Origin of the sequence: Streptomyces ureilyticus, assembly GCF_011045025.1 — a bacterium.
GTDB lineage: Bacteria > Actinomycetota > Actinomycetes > Streptomycetales > Streptomycetaceae > Streptomyces > Streptomyces ureilyticus.
Genome location: NZ_JAAKZX010000312.1, coordinates 1 through 8,526, shown reverse-complemented (window position 1 = coordinate 8,526; position 8,526 = coordinate 1). Strand labels below are relative to the sequence as shown.

Sequence of the window (8,526 nt, the reverse complement as noted above, 5' to 3'; positions counted from 1 at the left end):
GGGGTGGCCTGGACTGCGATGGTCGTCGGGACCTTGCTGCGATGGGTCTTCGTCGTCCCGGCCGTTGCCCTGTGGCGTTGGGTGTTCGTGCCGGTCGGGCGGGCGATCGCCGTGGTCGCGCGCGAGATCGGTACGGCGATCGGGCACGCGTGGCGTGTCGCCGGGTATGTGTCGCTCGCTGTGGGGCGGTTCCTGGGGCGGCTCTTCCGGTGGATCTTCGTGGAGCCGGTGCGGTGGGTGTACAAGAGCGTGCTCACGCCCGTCGGACATGTCGTACGGGACGCGATCTGGCGGCCCGCCGCCGAGGCCGCGCGCAGCGTGGGGCGCGGTGCCCGGCAGGCTCTGGCCAGTGCTCGCGAGACCGCGCGGCAGACCCGGGCCGACATCCGGCGGATGCTCTTCGGGGCGCGGCCGGAACCCGAGCCGGTGCCCCTGTCCAAGGGACTCCGGGAACCCACGGTGGTTCCTGCGCGTACTCTGGAGGGTAGGTCCGGACGCGACGACCTGTCCCCGCCGATGCGGGGATGATCCGGACGGGGCGACGCCGGAAGGCGTCATCCGCCGCCGTTCCCGCTCAGGCGGGACGACGAGGTCCACCGCACGTCCACGAGGCGGCGCACGTACGTACCGCCTCACAGCGAGGAGAAGAACCACTGGGCAAGCGACAGCCCGAAGGCCCGCCGCCCGCACCCGCGGTGCAGCGCGTTCGACTGCGCTACACCAAGCGCGGCCGCCTCCGGTTCACCAGCCACCGTGACTTCCAGCGCGCCTTCGAGCGTGCGCTGCGCCGCGCCGAGGTGCCGATGGCGTACTCGGCGGGGTTCACTCCGCACCCGAAGGTGTCGTACGCCAATGCCGCACCCACCGGCACGGGCAGCGAGGCCGAGTACCTGGAGATCGCGCTCACCGAAGCGCGCGATCCCGAGAAGCTACGTGCGCTCCTCGACGAGTCGCTGCCCGCCGGGCTCGACATCGTCGACGCGGTCGAGGCCCGTACGTCGGGGCTCGCCGACCGGCTCACGGCCTCGGTCTGGGAGCTGCGCCTCGACGGCGTGGCACCCGCGGACGCCGAGCGCGCGGTCGACGCCTTCAAGGAGGCCGAGACCGTCGAGGTCCAGCGCAAGATGAAGAACGGCATGCGCACCTTTGACGCCCGCGCCGCGGTCGCGAGCCTGGAGGCGCACAGTGCCCGTACCGAGACGGACAGTTCACAGCCTGATAGGCCGACCGACCAGCCCTGTGCGATACTGCGGCTGGTTGTTCGGCACGTGACGCCTGCCGTACGACCCGACGACGTCCTGTCCGGTCTCCGAGCTGTGGCCGACCTGGCGCCGCCGGTCCCCGCAGCGGTGACCAGGCTGGCGCAGGGGCTTTTCGATGAAGAGACCGGCACGGTGACCGACCCGCTCGCGCCCGACCGCGAGGCAGTGGCAGCCGCCCCACACATGGCCGCGGCCACCGCCGCCGCGAAGGCGCCGGCGTAAGGAAGGTCCCGCGTAGGGACGGATGTCGTAGCGCCGCCCTCGTACTCGGGAGCCACCTGGGTCGGGCAGCGCACCCACCACAAGACTTTCGCCAGGCCGTACGCAACACGGCGTACGGAACCGGCGAGACAGAACACAGAAAGCTCCCGTGCGGCGCCCGCGCCCCGGACGGCGGCACCGCGCATCGCGCGAGCCGCGGACGTCACCGGCACAGCCGGACCAGGTGCGGCGCCCGGGAGCCTGACGGGAGATCCACCCGCATGCTCGAGCCGAACGAACCCGCTGAGGGTCCCGAGAACAGCACCCCCAGCGACACTTTGCCGCCGCGCCGGCGCCGCCGCGCCGCGTCCCGTGCCGCGGGCCCGCCCGCGGCGACGTCCGAGTCCCAGGCCGTGGCCGAGACCACGGCACCGGCCATACCGCCGGTGAGCTCCGCCGATCTCGCGGCGGAGGAGCCGGAGGAGATCGCGGCGGCCGCTGAGACGGAGGCCGCGCAGGAGACGGCTGTGGCGCCGGAGGCGGTTGCCGCCGATGAGACGGCAGTCACTGCGGCCGCCGGCACTCCGGCTGCGGAGGAGTCCGCGCCCGCCGAGACCACTGCTCCCGCTGCTGCCTCACCTGCGGTGGAGGAGCCCGCCGGGCGTACGCGTCGTCGTGCGACGCGTCGTGCTTCCGCCCCCGCTGGTGCGCCTGAGGCCGCCGAGGCGTCGGAGGCCGTGGTGACCGCGTCCGCCTCAGCGTCGGGTGACGGCCTTGGGTCGTCCGAGACGAGTGCTGTCGCCGCCGAGGGCGCGGCTGTCGAGGAGCCCGCTGCCGAGACGGCCGCCTCCGCTGCTGCCGACGCGGAGCCTGCTGTCGGTGAGGCCGCGCCTGCCGGGCGTACGCGTCGTCGTGCGACGCGTCGTGTCACCGCGCCGGCCGCTGCGCCTGAGCCTGCCGAGGCCCCGGCCTCGACTCCGGCTGTTGCGGAGCCCGCGGCCGAGGTAGTGGCTCCCGCCGAGACCGCCGTGTCCGAGGCCGCCGACGCGGAGCCCGCCGTCGGTGAGGCCGCGCCCGCTGGACGTACGCGCCGACGCGCCACGCGTCGCGTCTCCGCTCCCGCCGGTGCGCCCGAGCCCGCAGACGGCGCGGCCCTCACCACTGCGCCCGCCACCGATGAGGCCGCAGGCAGCTCGGTTCCCGCCGCCGCGCCCGCCGTCGAGACCGCACAGACCACCCCCGAGCCCGCCGCCGTAGTCGAGCCGGAGCAGACCACCGAGACCGAGGACATCGCCCCGCGCAGGGCGCGCCGTCGTGCGACGCGTCGTGCTGTCGCGCCCGCCGGTGCGCCCGAGGCCGCCGAGGCGGAGCCCACCGCTGAGGCCGCTGTCCGTGACGAGCGCAGGGAGGCCCCTGTGGCCGCTGCCGAGACCGACCAGACCACCCCCGAGCCGGAGGGCGACGCCCCGCGTCGTTCGCGGCGTCGTTCCGCCCGTAAGACCGCCGCTGCCGGCTTCGCCGAGCCCGCGCCCAAGGCCGCCGAGGAAGGCGAGCCCGCGCAGCCGCCCGCCAGGCCCGCGGTCGCCGTCTTCCAGGCGCCCGTGTTCACCGAGCCGATGTTCCAGACGCCGGAGCGCGCGGCGGCCGCCGCCGCTGCCGAGGCCGAGGAGGACGAGGACGAGGACGTCGCCGAGACGGCGGCGGTCCCGGAGCCCGTCGAGGAGGAGACCGGGCCGCGTCGGCGCCGTCGCCGCAGGGGCGCGGCAGAGGAGCCCGCGGAGGCCCCCGAGGCCCCCGAGGCGGAGGAGTCCGCTGAGGAAGAGGGCGACGAGTCCGAGGAGACCGGCTCGCGTCGTCGGCGCCGTCGCGGTGGCCGCAGGCGTCGCCGGGGCGAGAACGCCGAGCAGGACGGCGAGGTCTCGGAGAGCGAGGCGACCGCCGCCGAACAGGCTTCGCAGGACGCCGAGGACACTGCTGAGCAGGCCGAAGAGGATGCTCAGGAGCAGCGCGAGGAGCGCGAGGAGTCCGGCGGTTCCGCCAGCAGCCGTCGCCGTCGGCGCCGTCGGCGTCGTGCCGGTGACGCGCCCGTCGAGGCCGAGCCGAGCGACGGCGACCCGGAGCGTACGGTCGTCAAGGTCCGCGAGCCCCGCCCGAAGGCCGAGCCGTCCGACGAGGTGCAGTCCATCAAGGGCTCGACCCGGCTGGAGGCCAAGAAGCAGCGCCGCCGCGAAGGCCGCGAGCAGGGCCGCCGCCGGGTGCCGATCATCACCGAGGCCGAGTTCCTGGCCCGCCGCGAGGCCGTCGAGCGCGTGATGGTGGTCCGGCAGAACGGCGACCGTACGCAGATCGGCGTACTCGAGGACAACGTGCTCGTGGAGCACTACGTCAACAAGGAGCAGTCGACCTCGTACGTCGGCAATGTCTACCTGGGCAAGGTCCAGAACGTACTGCCGTCGATGGAGGCCGCCTTCATCGACATCGGCAAGGGGCGCAACGCCGTCCTGTACGCCGGTGAGGTCAACTTCGAGGCGCTGGGCATGGCGAACGGCCCACGGCGCATCGAGACCGCCCTCAAGTCCGGCCAGTCGGTCCTCGTGCAGGTCACGAAGGACCCGATCGGGCACAAGGGCGCGCGTCTGACCAGCCAGGTGTCGCTGCCGGGCCGCTACCTGGTCTACGTCCCCGAGGGGTCGATGACCGGTATCAGCCGCAAGCTGCCCGACACCGAGCGGGCCCGCCTGAAGACCATCCTCAAGAAGATCGTCCCCGAGGACGCGGGCGTCATCGTGCGCACCGCCGCCGAGGGTGCGAGCGAGGACGAGCTGCGCCGTGACGTCGAGCGGCTGCAGGCGCAGTGGGAGGACATCCAGAAGAAGGCGAAGGGCGGCGGCAACGCCCCGACGCTGCTGTACGGCGAGCCGGACATGACCGTCCGCGTCGTGCGCGACATCTTCAACGAGGACTTCACCAAGGTCATCGTCAGCGGCGGCGAGGCCTGGGAGACCATCCACGGATACGTCGCCCATGTCGCCCCCGACCTGGCCGAGCGTCTGCAGAAGTGGACGAGCGAGGTCGACGTCTTCGCGTCGTACCGGATCGACGAGCAACTCGCCAAGGCGCTGGACCGCAAGGTCTGGCTGCCGAGCGGCGGTTCGCTGGTGATCGACAAGACCGAAGCGATGATCGTGATCGACGTCAACACCGGCAAGTTCACCGGTCAGGGCGGCAACCTCGAAGAGACCGTGACCAGGAACAACCTGGAGGCGGCCGAGGAGATCGTGCGCCAGCTGCGGCTGCGTGACCTCGGCGGCATCGTCGTCATCGACTTCATCGACATGGTCCTGGAGTCCAACCGGGACCTGGTGCTGCGGCGCCTCCTGGAGTGCCTGGGACGCGACCGTACGAAGCACCAGGTCGCCGAGGTGACCTCGCTGGGCCTCGTCCAGATGACGCGGAAGCGCGTGGGCCAGGGTCTGCTCGAGTCGTTCTCCGAGACCTGCGTGCACTGCAACGGCCGTGGCGTCATCGTGCACATGGAGCAGCCGACTGCAGTCGGGGGCGGCGGCAAGCGCAAGAAGCGTGCGCGGGCCGGTGCCGAGCCCCTGCCCGAGCAGCTCCCCGCTCCGGCCATAGAGGCTGTCGAGACCGCCGAGGAGGAGGCCGAGACCGAGGCGGAGATCGCCGCCGAGGTCGCCGAGCCGGTCGCGCTGGCCGAGCCCGCCTTCGTACCGGACGAGGACCTGTACAACAGCGCGGCCGAGGCGGAGGCCGCGGCCACCCGCGGTGGCCGTTCCCGGCGGCGGGCCAGCCGGCGCGCGTCGGCTCCGGCGGGCGCCCCGCGCCCCGAGTCCCGTAGGCCCGAGCGCAGGGCCCAGCCCGAGGTTCCGACGGCGCAGACGGTGACCGCCGAGGACGAGGCCGAGCGTCCCGTACAGCCGGAGCCGGCCGCCGTCGCGCACGCTGAGCCGATGGCCGCCGAGGACCCGGTCGTCGAGGCCCCGATCGCCGAGGAGGCCGCGCCCAGGGGGCGTACGCGTCGTCGGGCGACCCGCAAGGTGTCCGCGCCGGCCGGTTCGCCGAAGGCGGCCGAGGAGGTCGTGGTGACGGTCACCGAGCCGGTCGCGGCACCCGCCGCTGAGCCCGAGCCGGTCGCCGAGCCGCAGCCCGAGCCCGTCGCCGAGAGTGCGGCTCCGGCCCGCCCGCGCCGCCGGGCGGTCCGGAAGGCCACCGCGCCCACCGCGGCGGAGGAGACGGCCGTCGTGGTCGTCTCGTCGGCCCCGGCGGAGGAGCCCGCCGAGGCCCCGGCACCGGTCGCGGAAGCCGCCGAGGAGGTGCCGGCCAAGAAGGCGGCCCGTAAGACGGCCAAGAAGGCGACCGCGAAGAAGGCCGCCACGAAGACGACGGCGGCCAAGAAGACGGCTGCCAAGAAGGCCACGGCCAAGAAGGCGACCGCGAAGAAGGCGGCCACCAAGAAGTCCGCGGCGAAGAAGACCGCGGCGGCGGAGCAGACGCCGTCGTCGTCCACGGTCACGGCCGCCACCGACGAGGACTGAACCGTCTCGATCGTCGCCCGACGCCCTCTGATTGGCGGAGAACCCGCCGGTCAGAGGGCGTCGTCGTACCCGAAGTCGGTCAACCGACAGGGTGCCGCGTGTACGCCCCGGGGCCCGGTTTGACCCCGCTGGTCAGGGCCCCGTAACCTTGACCCTCGGCGTGTCCACAGACCCGCCGCATTCCCGTAAACCTCTTTCCTCCCGGTGGCTCGCGCCCCGGGAGAGGCCGTCTGCTTCTGTCGGCGGCTGGACTGCGGGGATTCCGAATCGAGCGAGAGAGAGATCCGCGTGTACGCCATCGTGCGCAGCGGTGGTCGCCAGCACAAGGTTGCTGTCGGCGACATCGTTGAGGTTGACAAGATTTCCACTGCCCAGGTCGGCGACACGGTCGAGCTCTCGACTCTGCTCGTTGTCGACGGTGACGCCGTCACCAGCGACCCGTGGGTGCTCGCCGGCATCAAGGTCCAGGCCGAGATCGTGGACCACCACAAGGGCGCGAAGATCGACATCCTTCGCTACAAGAACAAGACCGGCTACCGCCGTCGTCAGGGCCACCGCCAGCAGTACACGGCGATCAAGGTCACTGAGATCCCCGCGGCTGCGAAGTAAGGGACTGAGGAGAGATGGCACACAAGAAGGGCGCATCGTCCACCCGGAACGGTCGCGACTCCAACGCTCAGCGGCTCGGCGTGAAGCGCTTCGGCGGTCAGGTCGTCAACGCCGGTGAGATCCTGGTCCGCCAGCGCGGCACCCACTTCCACCCCGGCAGCGGCGTCGGCCGTGGCAAGGACGACACGCTGTTCGCCCTTGACGCCGGTGCGGTCGAGTTCGGTACGCGCCGTGGCCGCAAGGTCGTGAACATCGTTCCGGTCGCCTGACCGGATCTTTCGCGAGGCGGACCTCACTTCCCGTACGGGAAGCGGGTCCGCCTTTCGCGTGTTTCACCTGAGCAGAGATTTCTCAGCGTAGATTGCGGAGATTTCTGTGCCAGAGAACGCAGAATTTCCGTACGTAACTGGAGGCACATCCCATGACCACCTTCGTGGACCGCGTCGAGCTGCATGTCGCCGCGGGTAGCGGAGGCCACGGCTGTGCCTCCGTCCATCGCGAGAAGTTCAAGCCGCTGGGCGGGCCCGACGGCGGCAACGGCGGCCGTGGCGGCGACGTGATCCTGGTCGTCGACCAGTCCGTCACCACGCTCCTCGACTACCACCACTCCCCGCACCGCAAGGCCACCAATGGCAAGCCCGGTGAGGGCGGCAACCGTTCCGGCAAGGACGGTCAGGACCTGATCCTGCCGGTGCCGAACGGCACGGTCGTACTGGACAAGGCGGGCAACGTACTCGCGGACATGGTCGGACACGGCACGGCGTACGTGGCCGCACAGGGCGGGCGCGGCGGTCTCGGGAACGCGGCGCTGGCCTCGGCCCGGCGCAAGGCGCCCGGGTTCGCGCTCCTTGGCGTGCCCGGTGACATGCAGGACATCGTCCTGGAGCTCAAGACGGTCGCGGACGTGGCGCTCGTCGGCTACCCCAGTGCGGGGAAGTCGTCCCTGATCTCGGCCCTGTCCGCCGCCAAGCCGAAGATCGCGGACTACCCGTTCACGACGCTCGTCCCCAACCTGGGGGTGGTGACGGCGGGCGCCACGGTCTACACGATCGCGGACGTGCCCGGTCTGATTCCCGGGGCGAGCCAGGGCAAGGGGCTCGGCCTGGAGTTCCTGCGCCATGTCGAGCGGTGCTCGGTGCTGGTCCACGTACTCGACACGGCCACGCTCGAATCGGACCGTGACCCCGTCTCCGACCTCGACCTGATCGAGGAGGAGCTGAAGCAGTACGGCGGCCTCGACGACCGTCCGCGCATCGTCCTCCTCAACAAGATCGACGTCCCCGACGGCAAGGATCTCGCCGAGATGGTCCGCCCTGATCTCGAGGCGCGGGGCTACCGGGTCTTCGAGGCGTCGGCGGTCGCGCACATCGGCCTCAAGGAGCTGTCGTACGCCCTTGCCGACCTCGTGGCGAAGGCCCGCGCGGCGAAGCCGCAGGAGGAGGCGACTCGGATCGTCATCCGTCCGAAGGCGGTGGACGACGCGGGCTTCACGGTCGTGCGCGAGGAGGACGGCCTCTTCCGCGTACGGGGCGAGAAGCCCGAACGCTGGGTCCGCCAGACCGACTTCAGCAACGACGAGGCCGTCGGCTACCTCGCCGACCGCCTCAACCGTCTCGGCGTCGAGGACGAGCTGATGAAGGCGGGCGCCCGCACGGGCGACGGCGTCGCCATCGGCCCCGAGGAGAACGCCGTCGTCTTCGACTGGGAGCCCACGGTCATGGCCGGCGCGGAGATGCTCGGCCGCCGGGGCGAGGACCACCGCTTCGAGGCTCCGCGGCCCGCGGTTACGCGTCGCCGCGAGAAGCAGGCGGAGCGGGACGAGGCGGAGCGGGACTACGACGACTTCGAGCCGTTCTCCTCCGGAGGCTGAGCAGGGCGCCTACGGGGGTGGGGGTGGGGCG

Annotated in this window: 5 protein-coding genes and 1 pseudogene; all 6 read left to right on the top strand. The window is 72.1% G+C overall.

The genetic code is table 11. The annotated features are described in order from the left end of the window. Window positions 1-528, top strand: a pseudogene (locus G6048_RS44935) (hypothetical protein); the annotation flags it as partial. Between the two features lie 167 nt (window positions 529-695). Next, window positions 696-1,484, top strand: coding sequence for a TIGR03936 family radical SAM-associated protein (locus tag G6048_RS44930; RefSeq protein ID WP_165345394.1), 789 nt, complete (start codon window positions 696-698; stop codon window positions 1,482-1,484). A 260-nt stretch (window positions 1,485-1,744) separates the two neighbouring features. After that, on the top strand, window positions 1,745-6,016 hold the full coding sequence (locus G6048_RS44925) for a ribonuclease E/G (protein WP_165345393.1): 4,272 nt from the start codon (window positions 1,745-1,747) through the stop codon (window positions 6,014-6,016). Window positions 6,017-6,304: 288 nt separating this feature from the next. Continuing rightward, window positions 6,305-6,625, top strand: coding sequence for a 50S ribosomal protein L21 (gene rplU / locus G6048_RS44920; RefSeq protein WP_033328069.1), 321 nt, complete (start codon window positions 6,305-6,307; stop codon window positions 6,623-6,625). 14 nt (window positions 6,626-6,639) lie between these two features. Continuing rightward, window positions 6,640-6,894 carry a 50S ribosomal protein L27 gene (rpmA, locus tag G6048_RS44915; protein ID WP_033328070.1) on the top strand — a complete coding sequence of 85 codons (255 nt, stop codon included), beginning with the start codon at window positions 6,640-6,642 and terminating at the stop codon, window positions 6,892-6,894. A 152-nt stretch (window positions 6,895-7,046) separates the two neighbouring features. Continuing rightward, window positions 7,047-8,495 (top strand): GTPase ObgE, encoded by a 1,449-nt coding sequence (obgE, locus tag G6048_RS44910; RefSeq protein WP_165345392.1) that lies wholly within the window; start codon window positions 7,047-7,049, stop codon window positions 8,493-8,495. Window positions 8,496-8,526 lie beyond the last annotated feature (31 nt).

Bases quoted from the DNA above. Each gene is read 5' to 3' on its own strand.
- G6048_RS44925 (WP_165345393.1), top strand. From the start codon at position 1,745: ATGCTCGAGCCGAACGAACCCGCTGAGGGTCCCGAGAACAGCACCCCC.
- obgE (WP_165345392.1), top strand. From the start codon at position 7,047: ATGACCACCTTCGTGGACCGCGTCGAGCTGCATGTCGCCGCGGGTAGC.
- rpmA (WP_033328070.1), top strand. From the start codon at position 6,640: ATGGCACACAAGAAGGGCGCATCGTCCACCCGGAACGGTCGCGACTCC.